The organism is Sphingobacterium multivorum (assembly GCF_039511225.1).
Taxonomy (GTDB): Bacteria; Bacteroidota; Bacteroidia; order Sphingobacteriales; family Sphingobacteriaceae; genus Sphingobacterium.
This window is the reverse complement of sequence record NZ_CP154261.1, coordinates 1,828,830-1,852,269: the sequence shown is the minus strand read 5'-3', so window position 1 is coordinate 1,852,269 and position 23,440 is coordinate 1,828,830. Positions and strand designations below refer to the sequence as shown.

General features: G+C 39.6%; 17 protein-coding genes. 5 read left to right on the top strand and 12 right to left on the bottom strand.

Annotation, left to right across the window (positions count from 1 at the left end):
• Window positions 1–14: 14 nt before the first annotated feature.
• The 6 genes from AAH582_RS07595 to alaS form a co-directional block, all read right to left on the bottom strand.
• Complete coding sequence (locus AAH582_RS07595; RefSeq protein WP_343321729.1) at window positions 15–1,418, bottom strand: M14 family zinc carboxypeptidase; 1,404 nt, start codon at window positions 1,416–1,418, stop codon at window positions 15–17.
• A gap of 1 nt (window position 1,419) precedes the next feature.
• Window positions 1,420–2,475: a S66 peptidase family protein gene (locus tag AAH582_RS07590; protein WP_046672197.1), complete on the bottom strand. Its 1,056-nt coding sequence runs from the start codon at window positions 2,473–2,475 to the stop codon at window positions 1,420–1,422.
• Between the two features lie 9 nt (window positions 2,476–2,484).
• Window positions 2,485–3,822 (bottom strand): dihydroorotase, encoded by a 1,338-nt coding sequence (locus AAH582_RS07585; protein WP_046672196.1) that lies wholly within the window; start codon window positions 3,820–3,822, stop codon window positions 2,485–2,487.
• Window positions 3,823–4,059: 237 nt separating this feature from the next.
• Complete coding sequence (locus AAH582_RS07580; RefSeq protein ID WP_046672195.1) at window positions 4,060–4,755, bottom strand: response regulator transcription factor; 696 nt, start codon at window positions 4,753–4,755, stop codon at window positions 4,060–4,062.
• A gap of 103 nt (window positions 4,756–4,858) precedes the next feature.
• Window positions 4,859–5,956 carry a TlpA family protein disulfide reductase gene (locus AAH582_RS07575; RefSeq protein ID WP_046672233.1) on the bottom strand — a complete coding sequence of 366 codons (1,098 nt, stop codon included), beginning with the start codon at window positions 5,954–5,956 and terminating at the stop codon, window positions 4,859–4,861.
• Window positions 5,957–6,124: 168 nt separating this feature from the next.
• Window positions 6,125–8,740, bottom strand: a complete 2,616-nt coding sequence (alaS, locus tag AAH582_RS07570) for an alanine--tRNA ligase (protein WP_343321728.1) — start codon at window positions 8,738–8,740, stop codon at window positions 6,125–6,127.
• A gap of 421 nt (window positions 8,741–9,161) precedes the next feature.
• Here alaS and AAH582_RS07565 point away from each other — a divergent pair, with 421 nt between their 5' ends.
• From AAH582_RS07565 to AAH582_RS07545, 5 genes are all read left to right on the top strand, one after another.
• On the top strand, window positions 9,162–10,010 hold the full coding sequence (locus tag AAH582_RS07565; protein WP_286769264.1) for a universal stress protein: 849 nt from the start codon (window positions 9,162–9,164) through the stop codon (window positions 10,008–10,010).
• Window positions 10,011–10,020: 10 nt separating this feature from the next.
• On the top strand, window positions 10,021–10,863 hold the full coding sequence (locus AAH582_RS07560; protein WP_343321727.1) for a universal stress protein: 843 nt from the start codon (window positions 10,021–10,023) through the stop codon (window positions 10,861–10,863).
• A gap of 90 nt (window positions 10,864–10,953) precedes the next feature.
• Window positions 10,954–12,297 (top strand): OmpA family protein, encoded by a 1,344-nt coding sequence (locus AAH582_RS07555; RefSeq protein ID WP_046672191.1) that lies wholly within the window; start codon window positions 10,954–10,956, stop codon window positions 12,295–12,297.
• A gap of 146 nt (window positions 12,298–12,443) precedes the next feature.
• Window positions 12,444–13,769: an OmpA family protein gene (locus AAH582_RS07550; RefSeq protein ID WP_343321726.1), complete on the top strand. Its 1,326-nt coding sequence runs from the start codon at window positions 12,444–12,446 to the stop codon at window positions 13,767–13,769.
• 205 nt (window positions 13,770–13,974) lie between these two features.
• Window positions 13,975–15,333 carry a S41 family peptidase gene (locus AAH582_RS07545; RefSeq protein WP_343321725.1) on the top strand — a complete coding sequence of 453 codons (1,359 nt, stop codon included), beginning with the start codon at window positions 13,975–13,977 and terminating at the stop codon, window positions 15,331–15,333.
• Between the two features lie 5 nt (window positions 15,334–15,338).
• On the opposite strand, the gene AAH582_RS07540 is transcribed toward AAH582_RS07545, so the two are convergent.
• The 6 genes from AAH582_RS07540 to AAH582_RS07515 form a co-directional block, all read right to left on the bottom strand.
• A complete protein-coding gene (locus AAH582_RS07540; protein WP_046672189.1) occupies window positions 15,339–15,653 on the bottom strand; it encodes a hypothetical protein in 315 nt (104 codons plus the stop codon).
• A gap of 57 nt (window positions 15,654–15,710) precedes the next feature.
• The gene (locus tag AAH582_RS07535) at window positions 15,711–16,514 is read right to left on the bottom strand and encodes a hypothetical protein (RefSeq protein ID WP_343321724.1); all 804 of its coding nucleotides are present in this window, start codon (window positions 16,512–16,514) and stop codon (window positions 15,711–15,713) included.
• Between the two features lie 53 nt (window positions 16,515–16,567).
• Complete coding sequence (locus AAH582_RS07530; protein WP_343321723.1) at window positions 16,568–17,923, bottom strand: hypothetical protein; 1,356 nt, start codon at window positions 17,921–17,923, stop codon at window positions 16,568–16,570.
• A 212-nt stretch (window positions 17,924–18,135) separates the two neighbouring features.
• The gene (locus AAH582_RS07525) at window positions 18,136–21,507 is read right to left on the bottom strand and encodes a TonB-dependent receptor (RefSeq protein ID WP_343321722.1); all 3,372 of its coding nucleotides are present in this window, start codon (window positions 21,505–21,507) and stop codon (window positions 18,136–18,138) included.
• A gap of 162 nt (window positions 21,508–21,669) precedes the next feature.
• Window positions 21,670–22,629 carry a FecR family protein gene (locus AAH582_RS07520; protein ID WP_343321721.1) on the bottom strand — a complete coding sequence of 320 codons (960 nt, stop codon included), beginning with the start codon at window positions 22,627–22,629 and terminating at the stop codon, window positions 21,670–21,672.
• 131 nt (window positions 22,630–22,760) lie between these two features.
• Window positions 22,761–23,375, bottom strand: a complete 615-nt coding sequence (locus AAH582_RS07515; RefSeq protein ID WP_343321720.1) for an RNA polymerase sigma factor — start codon at window positions 23,373–23,375, stop codon at window positions 22,761–22,763.
• Window positions 23,376–23,440 lie beyond the last annotated feature (65 nt).

The window sequence follows — 23,440 nt, the reverse complement described above, 5'->3', positions numbered from 1 at the left end:
TATACTGTTTATTTCTAAAGCACCTGATTTTTATAGTGCCTCTGCAGCGATTTTGTCAAATCGATCACATAGCCATTTATTAAGGCGTACATGATTTTACCTTTTCTATGAAGGAAAAAATCTGCTGCATTTCCCAACACTAATCGTTGTGAAAAGTCAACATTTTTCTTCGTTAATACCCTGATTGGAAAGCAATGTAAAAGTTCGTCTGGATTAATTTTATCTATAATAACAGCTGCGTATCCCTTATTAAGTAAACCCATAACGATCGTATCATCTAAATCTGCCAAGGAAGCAAACGGCTCCAGGTAAATCTTAGCCGGGGCAAACGCCAATCCCGCAGCATCTATATCTACGTAACCATAAAAATCCTGCAGATCGCCAATATCCTCGATTACCCCAACTACACAATAGTCAGATCCTATCGTCTTTTCATTTTGCCGAATGGCAATATCAACAACAATTTGGGTTCCATCCTGCTCAATGGTCAAATTTCTCAGTAACACATCATGGAGCTTTTCATCATTAAAGGGAATCGTATCGTAATCGGTAATCGAATACTGTTCAAAGGATTGGTCAGCAATCTCCTCAAATGCTTTTAACAATGCGACGAAATTACATTTTCTGACTATCATTTTTTCGCTATCACCTACATAAGCTCCTGATTCAATTAAAACAGTACGAACTCCCCATTTTTGAAAGTTATCGCCAAAGCCACGTGGTGTATGTTCATCGTCATACTTTGCGACCGCATCGGGTACAACCTCTTGAAGGATCTTATTTATTCCCACAATTACACGCATAGCATCCGCCCGAGTTGCATTGATATTCCGCGCATAATCATAAGCTGGGGCCAACAAGGAAATTGCCACTGGCGTATTTGTCCCAGGAATATTGTAGTAATTGTTTTGGTTGTGCAGGTTAAAGGCAAAATCAGGCTTTAACAACATGGCTTGCTCCTTCAATAGAGCTCCCTCTACAGTTGCAGTAGCCCGAGCGTCCCTGTTCATATCCACATCCATTGCCGTCCTACGTTGAAACCGCTCAGTACCATCTGGGTTTAGCATCGGAATAAAATATAGGGTCAATTTTGATGCTATCTCATTTCGATATGCATCAAAACCATCACCTTTACCTCCAAAGAAATTAAACAGATCAAATAATGCCATTGTCGCTGTAGGCTCATCACCGTGCATTTGTGACCATAAAAGTATTTTGATTGGCCCTTGACCGTATTGTAACCGATAGATCGAACGGCCTTCACTTGATTGACCAATTTCCGTTACAGCAAGGTACCCAGCGCTCCTGATATTTTCCAATAGCGGTAATATATCGCCATGTTTAAATCTTCTATGCATCAAAGCCCTTTCTTCATACAAAGAAAAGGCTTTGATTAAATCATTCTTTACTAATTTCATACTAATCTCTTAATGCAGGCTCCATTAAGGCAATTGTTCCTAGAGAAGCATCCACACGAACTTTTGCACCTACGGGTAAAATAAACTGTTCGGCAATATGCCCAATGACCGCTCCTGTATACGCAGGAATTTTCAAAGGTTTGATATAATCACTGAACAATTGATCAAGTGTTACGGATCCATACCCAGCCGATGGTTTGCAATTGGTGCACTTGCCAAAAATAAAGCCCTTAACTACGCCTAATATACCCGCATTTTTCAATTGGCAGAACATCCGATCTATACGTTCCATATCCTCGTCTACCTCCTCAATAAAAAGAATTTTATCTTTAAAGTCCGGCAGATAAGGCGAACCACATAATCCGGTCAATACGGTCATATTCCCACCCAGCAATATTCCTTCTACTATGCCAGGATGAATTGTTGCTATTCGGTCTTTAGTTTGTACAATCGTATCGCCCTTCAACTTGGGGTTCTCAAATATCGCTGGCTGATTGGCAACAAACTGGGCTTTGAAAGCCTCTGCAAGTTTTTTAGTCCACGTGCTGATACCAACTGCTCCGTGAAATGTAACTAGTCCTGTCTTGGCATACAAGGCCAAAATAAGCGCCGTTATATCTGAATAACCCAATAGAATTTTGGGGTTATTGGAAATCAGTTTATAATCTAGCCGATCTAAAAGGCGCGAAGTACCCGATCCGCCCCTGATACAGACAATCGCTTTGACAGTCTTATCTGCAAACATATCGTGTATGTCGGCAATACGCTCCTGATCGGTACCGGCCAAATTACCATAGCGGCTGCGGATATGTTTACCCTCTTTTACTTTAAAACCCTGTGTCTCGAATATTTCACGTGCAATGCTAATGGACTCTTCCTCATCCAATACACCTGCAGGTGTAATTAAACCTATGGTATCCCCCAATTTTAACCTCGTTGCAAGCAAAGCCGCTTGGCCGTACAATTCATTTTTGTCTCCGGTTGGCAATCCCATTCCCGATACAGGAATAGACAACAGGCTTAAAGCAACCGATTTTAGAAAGGCTCTTTTTTCCATCTTTAAATACTATCGGTTGAACAACAGACGTTCACCAGCACCTTTCTCAATAAGTTGCCCATTGGAGAAAGCAAGTTTACCTGATACAAAAGTATGTTCAATCGTCGAGCTAAATGTGTGTCCCTCAAATGGTGACCAGCCACATTTTGACAGGATATTTGCTTTCGAAACCGTATAAGGTTTATTCAGATCGACCAACACAAGATCGGCCCAATAACCCTCACGAATGTAACCTCTATCTTCGATTTGGAACAATGTAGCCGTATTGTGTGCAGATTTCTGCACCAATTGTTCCAGGGTCATTTTTCCCGCTTTGACCATATCCAACAAGGCTTGCAATGCATGCTGTACAAGAGGTCCTCCGCTTGGCGCTGAAGCATAGGGCTGCGATTTTTCCTCCATTGTATGCGGAGCATGATCTGTTGCTATCACATCGATATGCCCATCTAATAAAGCTTTTAGAATTTGGTCGCGATCATTGGCGGTTTTTACAGCTGGATTCCATTTGATAAAATTACCTTTTGAAGCATAGTCCTGATCAGAAAACCAAAGGTGATGGATACAAGCTTCAGCCGTTATTTTTTTATCCTTTAATGGAATATCATGACTAAATAATGCAATTTCTTTGGCTGTTGATATATGAAGGATATGCAAGCGTGTATTATGCTTTTTTGCCAATTCGACAGCTTTCGACGAGGATAAATAGCAGGCTTCCTCAGAACGAATCAATGGATGCATCTCAATTTTCAATCCATCCTCACCATATTTTTCCTTAAATAGGGCCAGATTTGCCTTTATCGTCGCCTCGTCTTCACAATGCGTAGCTACCAAGGTCGGAGCATTCGCAAAGATCCCTTCCAACGCTTTTTCATTATCCACCAACATATTCCCTGTAGATGAACCCATAAAAACTTTGATACCACAGACGTCCCTTGGATTAGTTTTAAGCACCTCCTCAAGATTATCATTAGCCGCCCCCATAAAGAATGAGTAATTGGCCAATGCATTTTTTGCTGCAATATCATATTTATCTTGAAGCAACTGCTGGGTCAACGTATTCGGGACAGTATTAGGCATTTCCATGAAGGAGGTTGTCCCACCGGCAACTGCGGCGCGGCTCTCATGCCATATATCCGCTTTATAAGTTAACCCGGGTTCTCTAAAATGAACCTGGTCATCGATAAGTCCCGGTAGCAAGTGTAGCCCCTCAGCATTTATCTCCTGATCAGCAGGATGATTAATTTCCTGAGCAATCATTTCGATTCGACCATTGCTGATATATACATCAGCAACCTCAACTTTACCTTCATTGACTAGTTGTGCAGATTTTATAAGAATAGATGACATGTTGAAATTTTTACTTTGCTTTAGGTCAAAAGTAAAGATTTGTTGCGGTGATATCAAGTCATCTCGAGAAAGAGTTCCCTATAACGATGGCAATTCCTTCACTAAATCCGCTCCTTTCCCCTATGTTAAATTGGAAACATCTGCTCCATATTTGTCCAGATTTGGCGCAAGGCGAATCGTATCGAATCTATACTGCGGAAAGTTAATCAATAAAAAAAGAGGCTTTGGCCTCTTTCTCTATTCTTTATCGAATTTGTATCCCACTCCTTTTACAGTGGTTACATAATCGTCTCCTATCTTTTCACGCAGCTTGCGGATGTGAACGTCAATTGTACGGTTAGTCACAACAACAGAATCTTCCCAGATGCTCTTTAAGATCTGTTCACGCGTAAACACCTTATTCGGTTTTGAAGCCAACAAATATAATAGCTCAAACTCTTTCTTTGCAAGAACGATCTTTTGTTCCCCTTTGTAGACTAGGAAAGAATCTCGATCAATAACCAAATCGGCAATTTCAATTTTATCCTGAACGGCAGCATCTGACTCTTCGGAAGCATTTCTTCTTAAGATAGCATTGATGCGGCTCATTAGCGCACGCGGTTTGATCGGCTTTGCAATATAGTCGTCTGCACCGACATGAAATCCTGCGATCTCCGAATACTCTTCGCTTCTAGCAGTCAAAAACACCATGAATGTACTCTTGAATTCAGGCATTGCGCGCATGATGCGACAAGCTTCAATTCCGTCCATCTTTGGCATCATCACATCCAAAATGATGAGGTCCGGATTTACTTGTTTGGCAACGTTGATTGCCTCTTCTCCATTTTGCGCTGTAGAGACCTGATAACCTTCACGATTTAAGTTGAATGCAATTAAATCCAAGATATCTTTTTCGTCATCAACAATTAAAATCTTTTGTTTCGAAGAACTCATTTGTCTTATTTTTTTTGCTAAATTATAAACAAAATGATAACAATCAGTTAATCTAATGTTACCAAATTATTAAGTAATATAATATTTAACAATAACACATTGACTACTTAATTGTTTTCTTCAAAAATGCCTCCAGCTCCTCTCCGCGCAAATTCTTTGCTATAATAATGCCGTTCGGATCGAGAATATAGGAGGTAGGCAAGGCTTTCACACGGTAATCAATAACAACGGGTGAGCTCCAAGCTTTCAAATCTGATACATGTGTCCAAGTCAACTTGTCATCTTCGATAGCACGCATCCACGAACCTGGATTATCGTCAAATGAAACGGAGAGTATATCAAAGCCTTTAGCATGGTAAGTATGGTACAACCTAACGAGATTGGGGTTCTCCTGACGACAAGGCATACACCACGAAGCCCAAAAGTCCACTAAAGTGTATTTACCTTTAAAACTGGACAATTTTACCTCTTTGTTGGAAGGCGTAAATGAAGTCAGTTCGGGAGCAGGTTGCCCAATTGCCATTTTTTTCAGCTTTTGGGTCTCCTCTTTAAACTGTGTCACATATCTGTTCTCCGTAAATTCATTTTTTATTTTCTCTGCATAGGTAATGATTTCATTTTCGGCGACTTCGGGATCTAAGGTAGAGATCGCATAAAAACCTGCAAGATCATTGTGTTTATTAGAGAAATCGACGGCTTTTTTTGTATATGTACGCAATTCTTCAGCAAACTTTGATTTATATTCAGCACGAATCTTTTCGATCTCAGCTGCTGTTGAATTGGCTGTTAGCTTAGAAAACACCGACTGTAAGGAGTCCTGTAGATAATCGCGATAATTTCGCTCTTTGGCAAAAGGCTGTATCGTCTTTGACAATTCAGAACCATCCACCTGATAATCATTTACATCTTTGTGAAGATCTGTCTTAAATGTGATCGTCTCCCCCGGAGAAGCAATCAAATCATACCGATTTTTACCGATACGCAAAGACAACAGTCTGGATTGGCTAGCAGGTCGTATGAACTGAAATTTGTTATTATCGCCAAAAAACATAGAATCCAGCTTGGTATCACCTTCATATAATGAAATAACTTTGATATTACCAGGATTTTCGACATTTCCAGCGATGGTAAACTGCTCTTTATTTTGGCAACCCATCATCAAACCAACGATCCCTACTGCTAAAAAAACTGCCTTTTTCATCCGTTTATTTTTATTTGTTAAGTACCTATTCCCAATTACGCAAATGGCTTTGCTCCGTTTGATTCACCTTACATGTCACAACTTAAAGAATCGTGCAAACGATCAGATTTATCCGGATCTTCCAACGAAGATGTCGAATAAATCTGATGGCTTGGTATTGTATAAAATTTATTTCAAAAAATCTATTGCGCGCTCAATTGCAAACTTTAATCCAGCAGGGTTCTTACCTCCAGCTGTTGCGAAAAATGGTTGACCACCTCCGCCACCTTGGATATCCTTCGCTAAATCACGAACAATATGACTTGCGTTCAACCCTTTTTCTTTGGCCAATTCATCTGATATGACAACGGTCAAACTTGGTTTACCTTCAAACTCAGCACCGATGACCAAAAACAAGTTGTTAACCGCCCCCTTAACCGCATAGGCTAGGGTTTTCACAGCTTCGGCATTGGGCAGATCAACAATTGTGGACAAGAAGTTTATAGATCCAACTTGTTGAATCTTCGCTTCCAGATCTGACTTCAATGCCAAGGATTTTTCTGTAATGCTTTTCTCGACTTCTTTCTTCAAAGCGCCATTTTCGTCGATGATTTTACCTAATGCAGAAACGAAATCCTTTGGATTATTCATAAGCTCTTTCAGGTGATGCACCAATTCGAAATGCTCACGGATAACCGAAGCTGAACGAGTTCCGGTAATTGCCTCAATACGACGTACACCGGCTGCAACAGCAGATTCAGAAACAATTTTAAAAAACCCAATTTGACCAGTTGCTTTGACATGCGTACCACCACATAATTCTTTAGAATATTGATCTTCAAAGGTGATCACACGAACAAAATCGCCATACTTTTCACCAAATAGTGCTGTTACACCCGAGTCTAATGCCTGTTGATAAGGGACATTACGTTCCTCTTTCAGCGGAATATTTTCACGAATTTTAGCATTGACAATATCTTCAACTTGTTTAATCTCTTCGTCAGTCATTTTCGCAAAATGAGAGATGTCAAAGCGTAAAATATCGGCGTTGACCAATGATCCCTTTTGATTCACATGGCTTCCTAGCACCTGTTTTAGCGCAGCATGTAATAAATGGGTCGCCGAGTGATTGTTTTCGGTATCGATTCTTTTGGTTTTATCGACCTGAGCAACAAATGTTCCTTTCAATTCTAATGGCAATTTGTTTGTAAAATGTACAAATAGACCATTTTCTTTTTTTGTATCCGTTATATAAATCTTTTCGCCCGTTTCCTCGGAAACCAATTCTCCAGAGTCACCAACTTGGCCACCACCCTCAGCATAAAAAGGACTAACAGAAAGCACCAATTGGAATTGCTCTTTATTTTTTGCTACAACCTTACGGTATTTAATAACCTCTGTAACGGCAGTTAATGTGTCGTAGCCTACGAATTCAAATCCCTCATCATCATTTACCACAACCCAATCACCTGTATCTATAGCAGTGGCAGCACGAGAACGATCCTTTTGAATTTGAAGTGCTTGGTTGAAACCTTCCATATCAACCGTTAACCCTTTCTCTCGGGCCAATAATTCAGTTAAGTCGATCGGAAATCCGTAAGTATCATAAAGCTCGAAAGCAAAATCACCATTAATTACGCTGTGATCCTCTACATAATTTTCAAATCGTTGGACCCCCGTAGACAATGTTCTTAGGAAAGAAACTTCTTCCTCTAAGATTACTTTCTGTACAAAATCCTGCTGTTGAATCAGTTCGTCGAATACACCGGCAAACTGTGATGCCAATACAGGGACGAGTTCGTTGATAAAAGGAGTCTTAAAACCTAAAAATGTATAAGCATAACGTACCGCGCGACGTAAAATACGACGGATCACATAACCAGCTTTATTATTAGATGGCAATTGACCATCGGCAATTGCAAAACTAACCGCACGAATGTGATCAGACACTACACGCATAGCAATATCAGACTTTTCATCTATACCGTATTTTATGCCTGACTTCCCAGAAATAAAATCAATGGTAGGTGTAAATACGTCTGTATCATAATTGGAGGTCTTTCCCTGGATGCATCGCACCAAACGCTCAAAGCCCATTCCTGTATCAACATGTTTAGCTGGTAATGACTGAAGCGAACCATCTTTCAAGCGATTAAACTGCATAAAAACAAGATTCCAGATCTCAATTACTTGAGGGTGGTCTGCATTGACCAAACTCTGTCCTGAAGTTTGTCTACGCTCTTCTGCACTGCGCATATCGAAGTGAATTTCGGAACAAGGCCCACAAGGTCCTGTCTCGCCCATTTCCCAGAAGTTATCTTTTTTGTTTCCAAGGAGAATTCTATCTTCGCCAATCCACTCTTTCCAGAAATCGAAAGCTTCCATATCACGTTCTAAACCTTCTTTTGCATCCCCTTCAAAAATAGTTACATATAAACGATCCTTGTCTAACTTATATACTTCTGTCAACAGTTCCCAGGCCCAAGCAATAGCTTCTTTCTTAAAGTAATCACCAAAGCTCCAATTTCCTAACATCTCAAACAATGTATGGTGATAGGTATCAATCCCTACTTCTTCCAAATCATTGTGTTTGCCGGAAACACGCAAACAACGTTGTGTATCGGCAACACGTGGAAATTTGATGGGTGCTTCACCAAGAAACAAATCTTTGAATTGATTCATCCCCGCATTGGTAAACATTAATGTAGGGTCATTTTTTACAACTACTGGTGCCGAAGGTACTATCTGATGCCCTTTACTTTTAAAAAAGTCCAGAAAGGCTTGACGAATTTCTCTACTTGTCATTTAATTATCTAAAAATATGTGCAAACTTACTCAAAATTGGTAGGTTATGCAATGTAGAATTCCATATATTGACCTTGAAACGACTGTTTTCTCTAAACGATCAAAAATCAATATTGACTTTTCAAACAAAAAAATCAGGACATAACATACAGACAATTAGGGCACAGGTATTTTATAGGTGATAGAAATCACAAACTGATATTAAATACAACATTTTAAAAGTGTTATTCGTTATTCATATTTGTCTAAAGCTCGTCAAATTCAACATGTAAAACAACAAAAACTATTTGACTTAAGGTCATTCACAATTACATTTGTTTTATTACATTTGATAGTAAGATAGGGAATCTAGTACACTTTCACGCATATTCCCTAAAGGCAAAATAAATAAGATTAGATTTTGTAGATTAAATTCCTTCTAATGAAAAAAAACATTCTACTACCGGTAGATTTTTCGGCTCATTCTAATAATGCTGTAAATTACGCAGTGGATCTTGCTCTCGAAAAAGGATATTCACTCCATCTTTACCACAATTATACTTCAGCTTCTGCAGTATTTGAAGAGGAAAATGGCCGTAATGAGGCTAATTCTTCAACATTCAAAGCTGATATCCTGATCAAAAATCTGGCAGAATCAATAAAATTAAAGCATCCTTCGGTTGAACTAACAACGCAATGTGAGCGCGGTATGATTACAGAAACGCTGCCGGAACTCGCCACTCCTAATCGGTTTGATTTTGTCATCATGGGTACTAAGGGCATCACCAATGACGATAGCCAGCTAATCGGCAGCACAACCTATGTCATCAGCAAAAAAGCCAAGATACCTGTCTTGGCCATTCCAACTGAAGCTTCCTTTACACCTATTGACAAAGTTGGTTTACTGTCTAATTTTAAAGAAGAAGAGGTACAGACCGTACAGGATTTTGTTAACATTATCGGCAAAGACTTTGAATTAAAATTGATGCATGTTCACTACGATCATTCATCAGAAAACAGAATCGAAGACAAGCTTGAAGTATGGAAATATAAGATCAAAAAATATATCGGTGTGACCAACATTGCTATCGAGGTCGATTCAATACAGGGTGATATTGAAGACCTCGATACAGTTCCGGAAGTCATTAATGAGATGATCCATGAGGAAAAGATCAAAATATTATTGGTGACACGATCGAGAAAATCGTTCTTTGAACGTGTCTTTACGCGTTCAGTTGCAAAAGCACTATTTAGTCATCCCTTAGTTCCAATATTTTTCACTAAAGCATAACCTTATAGCCATGTCTAAACTATTAATACCCGTAGATTATTCCGAAAACGCACGAATTGCCGCGTTTTATGCAGCTCAAATCGCAGCGACAACACATGATGAGATTACACTCTTTCATTCGTTCACTTCACATATCAACAAATTTGCAAATGCGAAGCATTTAGTGGACCCCACCGAGGGAGAAGCCCGCCATCAGATGGAAAAACTTGTAGCCGAACTTCTACAGGAATATCCTTCGCTTAAAATTTCTACCCTATTTGCCAATGGTATTTTGGCCGAAACATTGGAAAAACAAGAGATAAAAGAGAACTATCAAACCGTGGTTATGGGTACAAAAGGAGTTACCGGACTCGAATCTGTTTTGATCGGAAGCAATACTTATGATGTCATTAAAGAGTCGAAGATCCCCGTTTTAGCCATCCCGAAAAATGCGATAAAATTCAAAAATGACAACATTGCTTTATTGACAAATTTCAAACCCGGAGAACTTGAAGTCCTCAAACAAGCGATACCATTGTACGGAAAAAACTTTCATTTGCAGCTTATTCACATCAATAAAAACAAACTGGAAATCAACACATTAGGAGATAAACTTGAAAATTGGATTGAAGAGATCATTGCTGAAACCGGTATCGAGGACATTTCCTATATCATCAAATCGCCAAGTTATTTTGCAGGTTCCCGAGAGAATATTGCAAACGGTATTCATACCATTATCCGGGATGAAGATGTTGATGTTATTTTGATTACAAAAAGTAGGAAAACTTTTTTCCAAAACATTTTTACAGAAAATATTGTTAAGCATCTGGCTTTTGAAATTGAGGTGCCAAACTTTTTTGGACGTGTAGAGTAACCAAATAATTTTTGGCAAATTTATTGCAAGAGTGTTCAGTGAGTTAATTTAACAACAGTATTATAGTAGATAATTTTACAAACACGCATTATGAAAATTAGCCTTAAAAAATCAGGATTACTTGTTGCGGCAGGAATTCTATCCACCGCATCCTTTGCACAAAGCACAAAAGAAGCATCAATCGAAGGCACAACTCCGTTAGGCTCGGCAACACAATATAGAACTTGGTCTATCGGTGTAGGAGCCGGTGTTACCAGCTTGCAGAATATCGCCAAATTTAACAATGGTGGCTATGATAAACTGGATTGGAATTTAGGATATAGTGCTTATATCAAGAAACAAATCTCACCATCTTTCGGACTGAAAGCAACTTATTTCGGAGGAAAGACAGCTGGATATGATAATAGTGACAAGCAAACTGGCTTTGAAACCAAAACACCATGGTCTGTTGCGCTATCGGGTGAGTTCTTGGCAGCTAATACCAACTGGAGATTTTTCAATAGTTTTATCAAACCTTATGCATCGATTGGTGTCGGGGTCATGAATGCTGAAACTGCTGCAATTGCAGGTGGAAACAGAGGCGAATATGGGGATTCCTATTCTAAGATCTTTGTACCCGCAGATTTCGGTTTGAAATTCGCTGTCGCAAAAGGGATCAACTTTGAGTTAGGATACCAATTGAATTGGGCGAATCAACGATTTGACAATCGTTATAATACGAACCCACCCCAACAATACAAAAATGACCTATTCACCTATGCACATGCCGGGCTAGAATTTGCATTGGGCAGCAGCAGCAAGCCTGCATTGAATAATTCAAATCCTGTAGCAACCCTCGTGAATGATTACACGGTTAAATACGATGATTTGAAAGCTCAAAACGATGCATTGAATGCTAAAAATCAAGCTTTGCAAGGTCAACTAGATGGCTTAAACAATGATCTAAAAGATGATGACGGCGACGGTGTTGCCAACAAATATGACAAATGTCCGGGCACGCCTTCAGGTGTTCAGGTTGACGGATCGGGTTGTCCAATTGTTGTGAAAAACGAAACTAAAGTCGTGGAGAAAGTCGTGGTTACTGAGGCAGACAGAAAAGTTGTTGCTGATGCCATTAAAAACCTGGAATTCGATTTGGGCAAAGCAACGATTCGCTCCACTTCGTATGCCACATTGAATAAAGTTGCTGCATTATTAATCGAAAAGAATTTCAGTTTAAAACTCGCAGGTCACACTGATAATACAGGTTCACGTGAATTAAATATGCGCTTATCAAAAGAGCGTGCAGAATCTGTAAAAGCATATTTAGTATCTCAAGGTGCCAATGCGTCGCGTATCGAAGCGACTGGATATGGTCCGGACCAACCAATTGCATCCAATAAAAATGCAGCGGGTCGTCAACAAAACCGCCGCGTTGAGTTCACACTTTATTAATAACTAATAAATTACACTAGCAAAAAGGTGTTTTTAAATTAAAACACCTTTTTGTTTACCAATTGTCATATATCAACTACAAATCGATTGCTAACTTAATTTTTAATCCATTACTTTTGCATCGGTTTTTTACAAATACAAATTCTATGAAACTAAAATTACAATTAGCACTTGCTTTAGCATCTGCAGGCTTATTTGCCAATACTGCAATTGCTCAAAGTACAAAGGTATCATCTATTGAAGGGACAACCCCATTTGGTCCTGCTACGCAATACAGAACATGGTCTATCGGTATCGGCGCGGGGGTGACAAATCAGACTAACATTGCTGGATTCAATCGTGAAGGATACGACGATCTAGCTTGGAACTTGGGTTACAGTGCCTATATCAAGAAACAAATCTCTCCTTCTTTTGGCATTAAAGCGAGCTACTTTGGTGGTAAAACAGGTGGTGCATTTAAAGATGGTACACAATCTTTTGAAGCGAAAACGCCTTGGTCTGCTGCTTTGTCTGGAGAGTTCCAAGCGGCGAATACCAATTGGAGATTCTTCAACAGTTTTATCAAACCTTATGCGTCAATTGGTGTTGGTGTCATGAATAGCAAAACAACGTTGACGACAGGTTCTACTTCTCAAGAAGCCGATGGTATTTCTAAGATATATGTACCATTGGATATGGGACTTAAATTTGCTGTTGCCAAAGGAATCAACTTTGAGCTTGGATACCAATTAAACTGGGTTAATCAAAACTTCGATGGTATTCGAGGCGGCCAATATAAAAACGATCTATTTACTTACATTCACGGTGGCTTAGAGTTTGCATTGGGCAGCAGCAGCAAACCTGCATTGAACAATTCAAACCCCGTCGCTACTTTAGTGAACGACTACACGGTAAAATATGATGATCTTAAGGCGCAAAATGACGCTTTAAATGCTAAAAACCAAGCGCTACAAAATCAATTGGATGGCCTAAACAGTGACTTGAAAGATGATGATGGCGATGGTGTAGCTAATAAGTATGATAAATGTCCAGGCACACCTTCAGGTGTACAGGTAGACGGCGCAGGTTGTCCAATCGTTGTGAAAAACGAAACTAGAGTGGTTGAAAAGGTTGTTGTGACGGAGGCTGACCGAAAAGTCGTTGCAGATGCCATTAAGAACTTAGAATTCGATTTAGGAAAAGCGACAATACGTCCTACGTCATACGCGACATTGAATAAAGTAGCCGAACTGTTAATCGAGAAAAATTTCAGCTTAAAACTAGCTGGTCACACCGATAATACAGGTTCTCGTGAATTGAACATGCGTTTATCAAAAGAACGTGCTGAATCAGTAAAAGCATACCTTGTATCACAGGGTGCTAATGCATCACGTATTGAAGCTACAGGATATGGTCCTGACCAACCTATCGCATCAAATAAAACTGCGGATGGTCGTCAACAAAACCGCCGCGTAGAGTTTACGCTTTACTAATCGATATTCTTCGATTTATAACAAACCAAAGGCATCACTTCACCGTGATGCCTTTTTTTAATCCCCCCTATAGAACTCTCATTTTGACAGGGTAAAAGCTACATTAGCCCACCCTATTTAAAGCAATTAAACATTTGAACAACAAAAAGATAACACAAGTATCACCAACATAATACGTATTTTTATTTCAGCAAAATTTTAAAAAATGCGTAAATCAAAAATTATTGTTTTAGCTTTTTTTTCATCGTTTCTATTCTCATGCGAGAAAGATACTCCACTTAACGAGCCAGGGTCAAATGCAACCATTAACCGATGGGCATTAGACCAGATGAAACAGTACTACTACTGGAACGATAAAATTGAATCAACCGAAGATTACCAACAAAGGCCGGATTTGTTTTTCAAAGGCATCCTATATCCTGAAGATCATTTTTCAACCATCTTACAAACCCTAAACAGTGACACCTATGGAAATACGCTAACAAATACTTTTGGCTTCGATATGGTTCAATTACACAATCAGTCGGGACCTATTCAATTAGTGACCCAAGTAATTCCTTTTAGTGAGGCAGACTTGGCAGGACTTCAAAGGGGAGACAGTCTAACCCATATAAATTCGATATTAATGGATCAGATGAACTTCCAATCACTATTAAACAAATCACTACGTTTACCGGCAATCCAAGTAAAACGGCTTGACGGCAAAATATTCAACCTTCCATCGTCCTATATCTCACAGCCAGTTGTCTATACGTCAAAAGTCATCTCATCTTCGCCCAACGTCGGTTATATTTTTATAAGCCAATTTGATTTCGGCGGAGCCTATTCCTTATTAGAAGTAATAAAAGATTTCAAATCAAAACATATAACGGAATTGATTGTCGATCTCCGATATAATCCAGGCGGTCAAGTCGCCTTCGCCTCATTCTGCGCACTATTAATGGCAGATGTTAAAGAAAATGATATTTTTGCCAGATATCGCGGAAACAAAAATCTTAAATCCATTGAAGACACGTTTGAAGCAACGCTAAAGAGACAACCAGACGGCTATTCCTTTGTCGCTACCGAGATACTAAAACAAGGTTTACAACTAAAGAGAATCTTTATCCTGACCGGCCCGAATACGGCTTCCGCATCCGAAATGATGATTAATGGATTAAGTCCATATATCCAAATTGTTCAGGTTGGCGCCAGGACCTATGGTAAAGATATGGCTTCAACAACCATTTCCACCCCCGAAGAGATCCACGGTACTGAGCGCTCCTGGCATTTGATCCCCATGGTCTATAAAATCTACAATAATATTGGGCAAGGAGATTATGGCAATGGAATTACTCCGCAGAAAGTGACGGATGAGTTTGCCTATTTACCTTTGGTTCCAATAGGTGACAATAAAGATCCACTAATACAGGAAGCCTTGAAAATAATCAATACTAAAAACACACGTGCTAAAAGGGCTGTTCTTACGTCTGAAAAAATGAGTGTCTTAAGTCCCAAATATATAGGCAGCAGCTATCAGACAAGACCTATTGATGTAAGCATACAGGATAAGTCAAAAAAATAGTTTAATCAATGCGCACAGGAGTTTAACGAATTAATCACCATCCGAAGGCTAGATCCTGTTTGTCCATTTTTGGCTAATTTACGAAGAGGGCGAGACAGGATTTCAGAACGAATGCAGCGTTCTTTCGTTTCGTAGTCCCGCACGACTCCCTCCAATTGTTGCAATAGTTGCCTATATTGACTATATAGCTCATTAAGATTCGCAAATTCTCCACGCAGTTTAGCAAGCACTTCTACATCCATAACATCGACTACTTCTCCTTGAATTTTAATAGAAATAGCCAATAGTTTTCGATGTTTTAAATCACTGATGCCTCTCATAATCATTGTTTAGTTTTAACCTAATTATCGACAGCACATTTTTTCTACCAAAGTTATTTATTTCTGCAACCAGATATTATCGAGGCTATAGCCAATACCGCCAATTTCTGAGACTGCGTCCACATCTAAAGGAGCATCAGATTCTTTTTGCGGGAGATACACAACAGCTACGCCTACTGAAAAGTAAAAAAACAAATACACTTTTTGCCCATCGATAAGAATGGGTTTAGAATCCTTATCCAATACTTGCGCCTTTGCAGCAAAAATGGGGTCTACGGGTATCTTGATAAATTTATCGGGGATTTTATCCGATATCAGGTCAGTGGTTAAAATTGGAGTTTCATCATATTTCACCAGATCCATACCCCAACTTTCGTCAAAAACAGGCTTACCTTGATAAACTGCCAATCGAATGGGTTCACCCTTGGGCGAGATCGTCTTATTAAAATTCAATATTTTAACCTGCATCACACCACGAATAGGCTGCACATCATCACCCAAAGGGTTTTCGCCCACCACGAGTGAAGGATCGATAGGACTTTTGCTATGCACGCCAAAGGTATTTAGTCCGGATTTGATGGATAAGCGTTGCTCCAGCGTTTTCTGCCCCTTGCTATCAAAAGCAACGACCAATGAAGAGTCAGCATCTTTATTTCGTATAAAAATAAAATTGGTATTTTCGTTGTTCGCAACTTTCCCATCTACGGTTACTCTCTTTATATCTACTGATGCGGAGCTATAAGATTTAAAAGTAATGCGGGCCAGGTCCTCTTCACCTTGAACTAACTCACCTTTCTGACAGGAGTACAGCCCCCATCCGGTCCAAAGGACAATAAAATAGAAAAATATATTTTTTATCATATACAAAGCATTAAAAAGTGAGCCATTAAAATGGCCCACTCAACAAATGGTAATTAATAATTTTTTGGATCAAATTGAGTCCAAGTTGCCGTCCAAGGAGCAGTTGTTGGATGAAATGCACCACTATACGTTGTCGTTCCATTACCATACGCTGGTGATGTAGAAAGAGGTCTTAGGAATGCAGGATTAAACAAAGACGCCGTTGGATAAAAAATATTGACACCACCCGCTAGCTTTAAGTAAGCAGCAGCATCAGCTGAGACATTAGTTTGGTTCCCAGTCGGCGTAGCACCGCTAAACGCGGCAGTATAAGCATGCACAACATTACCAGAGAATGTACCTGTCGCGCCATCCTGAAATGCTGCACCTGTTGCATAACCAGCAATAATTGAGTTTTGGATATCATATTCCGTAGCTCTTCTCCAACGGTTACCGAATTTCAATTTAGAACTCGCCACTGTCACATCCTTAATACCTAGGAATGTAAAGTTCTTTAATACCGGACGAGTCTTAGGTGTAGCAGCATATGGAGCTGTACCTTCATTATCCGATTCCAAGCCATTTGAATCAGAGCTACCGCCCGAAGTACTGTTGGTCGAATTTGGATCTTTTAGTGATAATGCATATTGAATTGTACCAGTATACCCGTGGTCAAAATCAAAATCATCATCGTCATTTGATAAGGCAACTAAGTATTTTGCATTTACGGTACCACCAAAGAATTCAAATCCATCATCTTTACCCCAAGACACCTGGATGTTTTCCAAAGTAGTACTCGTACCAACACCACCTAAAGTCAATCCATTAATTTCATTATCCGCAGTTAAATTATAACCGGCAAATTCAATACGTACGTATTTCAATGAACCGGAATTATCGGCAGCATTTGTACCGCCATAAGTTACATCTACTCCAACAGGTTGCGGAATACCTTCAATTCTTTTTGTAGACGCTTGGTTTGTTGTTGCATTCCCCAATAACACCACACCTCCAAAATCACCAGGATTACGAGATCCTCCCGCATTTGGAGAAGTAAAAACGATCGGCGCAGCAGCGGTACCGTTAGCGATCAATTTAGCTGTTTTAGGCACGACTAAAACACCTTTGATATTTTGTGTCAACCCAGTGATTTGATCATTATACGCTTTAGTTACTCCAGAAGTAATATATGTACCAGCTTGAATAGTTAATGTAGCACCTGGTTTTACAAAAGCCACACCGTCAATCTTCCATACGGTATCAGCAGAAAGCGTTGTTTTAGTAATAATACCGGCAGCGTCTGTTGGAATTGTTGCTTGAGGTTTGTTTGGCAAACCAGCATTCAAATCTGAATTAGGTCCTACATTGTCTTTGTTACAAGAAGCTAATGCGATTGCGCATACGCTTGCTACTGTTAAGATTTTTTTCATTTTGCGTTAAATAATTACTAGTTTTGCCATCACAAGATCATTTTTTAGACTATGCACCCTATGGGATAGCATTTCATAAGGTTGCATAGTTGTTTTCAATCACCCGTTTTTTTGTTTCTGTTTTTATTTTCCTGTTGTGCTAGTTGGACAATCCCGGAACTCATGTACATTATTAAGGAGTGATGTGAAACTGCCTCGCGCAGTCATTTATTTTAAAAGCTATAAGTCACCGAAAAATTAAATCTCCGCCCATCCTTTTTACGATAGGTTATAATATCGTCATCTGCTCTATTATATCTATTATCCCCTCTAACGAGCTTAAAGATTTTCTCTCCATCGTTGCCGATGGATTCACTGTAAGCAGATTGGTTCTGATAAAACCTTGTCCATTCATCTAAGAGGTTGGCAGCATTGAATTTTACTTCCAGTTGTTGGTTTAAAAAACGTTTATAGACTTGAAGATCGAGCTGTTTTGGCGCAAGCTCATACTCCACTCTATTGGGATTAACAGAAGCTGTGTTGGTGCGGTACCCCCTATGGTTGTAACTTGCTGTTATTCCAAAATCATCCCCCCAATACCCCATCCCCACATTCAACAGCCAAGGAGATTGCCCCATTAGTGGGCGATCTTGATTCGGCGCCCTATTTTTTTGCCTTTCTGCCAATGTTACATTATCAACCAGCTTATGCCTCCATTGGCTCAATGCATTTACTTCGGATTTCAACAATGTTCCATTGGCGTTTATAAAAGCTTTAGACAACCAATCAGCCGCTCCAAGAAAACTTAGGCTTTTACGGATTTCAAATTCTAACCCCATATTCTTAGCAGACTCCATATTATTGAAAACATAAGCACTTCCAGGACTGACATCCTCATTTTCAATTAATTCAATCGGTTTATCCAAATACTTATAAAATCCTGTTAAGGAAATAATCTCTCCTGGACTCGGATACCATTCAAAGCGCATATCAACATTGTCGATAAAAGTTGACTCTACATTATCCCCTGAAACGATCGCATCTAACTCAAAATCATAAAACCCAAAGAAGCCTGTTTCCCTAAAATCTGGGCGAATCGCTGTTTTTGAGTAACTTCCGCGTAGATTAAAGGTATTACTAACACTGTAGGTGGCATTTATGGATGGTAATAGTTTCCAGTTTTTTTCGCGGATCATCAGTTTATATAAGAGGAGTTTATTATTATCCTCATTGGGATCTCCATTCTGTTTCCTAAACATTTCATCCTGCCGATTTTGTAAATTATAATACTCGGCACGAATCCCATACACCACCCTTAACTTATTCCAAAACTTCTGATCGAACATTAAATATCCCGCATGCGAACTCATCGTTCCATCGTAAACATTTCCCCCAATGGGTTCTGGATAATAGTAAGCCTGACCGACACCATTCCCAATATTGGCTGCAGAAAACAAAACATCGTAAGGTATTTCTATTGGTGGAGCTGCTTTGGAGGGGTCGTTAGGCATATAAGACCTGGTAAAAGGCAAAAGCCTAAAAACAGACAGATCACGATTTTTCTGCCAGCCTTGATAACCAATTTTTACCAATGTACTGACTGGTTTTCCTGCTCCGAACATACGCGAAAATGCCATCGCCCAATTAAAATCATGTTCATTAATCTCAGTCCACATGCGAGAATCGAATCCTATTTCCGAATGATTGGACCAATTGGAAAGACTCAATAAATTGGGACTCTGAAAGATATATTTATCATCCAATATTGTTGTCAATCCATACCGCAATTTACGCTCATCCAAAATCTGCTGCTTGATTCTGTTATAGGCCAACATACCCTCAGCCTTTACATTCCAAGGCAATTGATACTCACCGCTTAACTGATGTTGTTGTAAGGACATTGCCTCAGGCAATTGATATTGATTTTTAGTTGGAGGATTACTCAAATTTGTAAAGATCGACCGAATGTTTTCACTATAGTTATTATTGAACGTACGGGCATACATGTTTTTAAATGCAAGTTTGAAATCCTGCCCCTTCAATCCAAAATTCGCTACCAGTCCACTGCTACTACTAAAACGATAGGAAGTCCCAGCCCCATTTTGACCGATGGTGTCACTCTCAATCATATGCTGCTTTTCTCCGTATAAATTGATGATATTAGATCCCCTAACATTATTGAAAGGGATGATATTCTGTTCATTCCGAATATTTGCAGAAGCAGAGAACCCAAATAATAATCCATTTGAAAAACCATATCGTCGCCCCAATGCAATCCGTAAATTTTGATTTGGGCTGGCTCTATAACGATATAATTTCATCCCATCTGTATTAACAAGTTTTGATTGTGCTATGGCGTCAATCTGATTATACTTCACATTCGAACCGGGCATCAGAAACTCCTCATTTAACTTTGAATCATCCAAAATATACCCCGGGGAGGCATCTAAACGCCTCGCTTCACCGTTCCAAAACCAGGGCAGGACGCTTTCAGGTCGTTTGGATGATGCGTGAATAAATCCAAAAAATTCCGATGATCTACGCTCCCCGAAACGATAAAAGTCTTTCCCAGTCGTACGGGAGTTTCCACCAATTCCATATTGTATTGTCGTAAAATTCTTCTCCGGAATGTCTAATGTATTCACCGAAACCTGTCCACCGGAGAATTCGGCCGACACATCCGGTGTTGCAGTTTTATTGACAACAACAGAACTTACCATCTCCGTCGGAATAATATCAAAGGAAAAATCACGTCTATTCTGCGATGTGCTCGGGATCACAACACCATCGAGCATCGCCTGATTATAACGATCGGACATGCCCCTCACAATTACATTTCTGTTGTTTACAGTTGTTAGTCCTGTCACACGTTTTAACACCTGGCCCATATCATTATCAGGTGTGCGGCTGATTTGTTCAGCAGAGATTCCATCGGTCACTGAAGCCGCATTTTTTTGTGCTGCATAGAGCCCTGCAACAGATGCTTTTTTGAATGGAATAGTAACAACTGCAGTTTCCAATGCATTTATCTGCGCTTTCATGGCAATATTTAGTGAAATACGCTGTCCTGATTCCACTTTCACGCCCTCAATACGTTGTGTGCGGTAGGACAAGTAGCTCACTTCCAACACATACATACCTGGTTCTGTGACAATAACATAACTACCATCTACACTCGTCTGTACAGCTTTATTGAGACCAATCAATCTAATACTTGCGTTTGCAAGCGGCTGTCCACGATCATCAAAGACTTTTCCGGAGATACGTCCGTTTTGTTGTACGCTTTTTTCAACCAACGTAATATATACCCCATTGTCATGCGCTATCAAACTTGTCTCCTGGAGAAGATAACGCATGACATCTTTGACATTACTATTTTTAAAAATCTTGGCACTAACTTTTTTACGCGATAGATTATATTTTGAGGCATCAAAAGCAATATGTATATCCTGAGATTCCAGGCGCTCAAAAGCCTTCGGAATAGTAGATTCGTTAAAGGAAATGGAAATTTCTCGATTCAACAGCTGTCCGTGTACGACAGAGGCCAAGAGTATTTCGACAGAAACTATCGATAGAAGTAATCCGACCAGCGATGTCTTTATCATAAACTTAATATCGTTTTGCGTAACGTATTGGTTAAATTTCATAAATTTGTTTACGTATATAATATCTCAACAGGTTTTGTATATGTTTTAATCATCCGCTGTCCAGTGGATGTATCAATCGGAGCTGACGATGGCGGTCGTCGGCTCTTTTTTTGTTTTTATTTAGTAGATCAGCACTTTATTCCCCTCCTTTCTGGACTTATTGTGATGAATAGCCTTTATACTTTCTAAAGTAGCCGGCCATGATAACTGCCTAGATAAAGGCATGCTATAAAGTTGTTGAGAAATAGGGGTATTTGCGGCTTTAAGATCCACATCATAGATATTTCTAACAGCCACAGCCAACTCTGCGAACGTGCTTTGCTTGAGGTATACCCGCCCCTCAATCCAGCTATTACGCGTCATGAGATCAAAATTCTCCTGTCTGCTTGCATTACTATTTTTGAAATAACGAATCTGATCCCCTCTTTCCAAGATTCCTATGCGACCGCCATTTCCTGAGATCTGTACTTTACCCGTAAATACCGACACCGAAATGTCATCGAGTTCTGTGTAATTCTTCACCGTAAAGGAAGTTCCTAAAACAGTAGTTTCTAGTTGTTGAGCTTTGACAATAAAAGCTTTCGTAGAATCTTTCTTAACATCAAAAAAAGCTTCTCCAATGAGGAGCTCCACTACACGATCCTTTCGACCGAAAGAAACCGTATCCACTTTTAACTTCGATCGTGCGTTTAAAATCACCGTTGAACCGTCGGCAAGCTGAACTTTTTTACGTTGCGCAACGCCTGTTTCAAAAATCCGATATTCTGTCTGAAGGAAGGCTTCTTTGCGAGCAACTTCATGACTAGCTGTTTTCCAAAATAACACACTCAAACAGAGTAATAAACATGCCGCCACCGCACCAGCCCAATACAGCATCTTTTGAATGGGCACTCGCCTAGTGGACGTATTTCCAATTTGTCGTTGAATTCTTTCCCATAACTGGTTTTCGTCAACTTTATCATCAGGTACTTTTTCACTGTCCAGTCCAGCATACCAATGATCAATCAGTCTACGTTCACTTATACTCGCCTTATTCTGGCGGTACCTATCTATTAGCAATTCAAAAATTCTTCTTTTCACTTTTTATGCCTGCTGTTTATATACAAGTCCGCAAAAAAGCCCCAAAGTACTTCAAGAAATAGTTAATGTTGCATGAAAGAATTGTTAAATGATCAAAGTTGAGGGAATAGGAATGTGGGACGGTGGGCAAACTACTTAGTTAGCTCGTCTATAATAAAAACCAAGAGAAGGGTAAAACTACCGTTTTGAACATGTTGGTAGCCCAAGATAGCTTTCCGCAAGCGTTTGGACGCTTCCGTAAGATTGTTTTTGACCGTTTGCTCAGATAGGTTCATACGCGTGGCAATCTCCCGAATGGATAAATGTTCCCATCTCAATAAAAGCGCCTGTTTCATATTATGGGGCATAATTTCCAGTTCTTCATCCAACAATTTCTCTAAAGCCACATATGTCTTGAGATCCTCTGGATGTTCCTGTACATAGTCAAAAATATGCTTGCTCCAATGATCCAACAATTTATCTTTGGCTTTATTGGAATTAAAAAAATCGATAATTTTATATTTGAGCATCCCTTTCAAATAGGCCTGGAGGTTCATCTGTATATCGATAGTATGACGTCGTTCCCAAAATTGAACAAACAGCTCCTGAAGAATGTCCTCCACATCCTGTCGGTCTAGGATCCGACGAGCAGCATGCTGATAAAGATCTTTCCAGCAATATCGGTATAGTTCTTCATATGCAACCGTATCGTTATTCTCTTTAATAGCTTGCAGCCAACGCTGATGTACAACTGGTCCTTGATTCATGCTGGTACCAAATTTAAGGTTGAAATATTAAGTTTCCATTAATAAATGAATAAACAAACTTTAGA